The sequence below is a fragment of the Gordonibacter pamelaeae 7-10-1-b genome, assembly GCF_000210055.1.
GTDB classification, from domain to species: Bacteria; Actinomycetota; Coriobacteriia; order Coriobacteriales; family Eggerthellaceae; genus Gordonibacter; species Gordonibacter pamelaeae.
The window spans coordinates 2379355-2380613 of sequence record NC_021021.1 but is presented as its reverse complement, the minus strand read 5'-3'; the positions used below and the strand labels follow the sequence as shown (position 1 = coordinate 2380613).

Below are 1259 nucleotides of genomic sequence, written 5' to 3'. Positions count from 1 at the left end.
GTGGTATGGGAGGCCGACCTCGTGGCCGCCGAGGACGTGTTGGCCCCTTCCTGGTGGGAGGCCGCCGGGATCGCCGTCGAGCGCTTCCTCGGCGGCTTCGCCGGAACGCCCGCCACAGCCGAGGGCAAGCTGCTGAACCTGGGCGCCATGGAGGTGTCCTGACGCCATGCCCGGCGCGGCCGGCGGCCTACAGGAGGTCGTCCGGATCCACGTCCACGGCCACGTTCACCTCGCGCTCGGGCTTGCGGGCGCGGAAGTACGGCAGCAGCACGCCCGACAGGTCGCCGTCGAGCGGGCACTTCACCACCAGGTGCCAGCGGTACGTGCCGCGCAGCTTGGCCAGCACGCACGGCGTGGCGGGCAGCACGTCCCAGCCCTCGCCGCCGAAGTCGCGCACCTGGGCGGCCAGCCCCTCGTAGAGCGCGGCGGCCGAGGTGCGCACCGCCTCCTCGTCCTTGCCCCACACCAGCACGTTCGCCATCCGCACGTAGGGCGGGTAGCGCAGCATCCGGCGCTTCGGCAGCTCGTCGCGCAAGAACAGCGCGCGATCGTAGGCCGCGGCGGCGCGGATGGGCGCGGCGTCGGCCTCGTAGGTCTGCACGAGCACGCGGCCCGGCAGCTCGGCGCGCCCGGCGCGGCCGGCCACCTGCTCCACGAGCGCAAAGGTGCGCTCGGCGGCGCGGTAGTCGGGCAGCCGCAGCATGGTGTCGGCGTTGATGACGCCCACGAGCGTGACGTCCTCGAAGTCGAGCCCCTTCGCAATCATCTGCGTGCCCAGCAGCACCGCGGCGTCGGCGGCGGCGAACTCCTCCAGCAATCGCTGGTGCGCGCCCTTGCCGCCCGTGGTGTCCGCGTCCATGCGCACGATGGGCACGTCGGGCCCCACGCCGGGCGTCGCGTCCAAGAGCACCCGCAGGTCGGCCTCCACGCGCTGCGTGCCTGCGCCGAACTTCCGCAGGTAAGGGCTGCCGCATTCGGGGCAGGTGGGAGGGGCCGTGACGCGGTAGCCGCAGTGGTGGCAGATGAGGAAGTTGCCCCTCTCGTGGAACGTGAGCGACGTGGAGCACGACGGGCACTCCGGCACGAAGCCGCATTCGCGGCACAGCAGGAACTTCGCGAAGCCGCGCTGGTTCAGCAGGAGCACCGCCTTGCGGCCGGCCGCGAGCTCCTCGGCGAGCGCGCGCGAGAGCGCGCGCGAGAACATGGAGCGCGACCCGCCGCCGAACTCGCGGGCCATGTCCACCACCTGCACGGCGGGC

General features: G+C 73.2%; 1 protein-coding gene. It reads right to left on the bottom strand.

Annotation, left to right across the window (positions count from 1 at the left end):
- Window positions 1-187 precede the first annotated feature (187 nt).
- Window positions 188-1259: replication restart helicase PriA (priA, locus tag GPA_RS11125; RefSeq protein WP_041239519.1), on the bottom strand; the 1072-nt coding region annotated here is incomplete at its 5' end.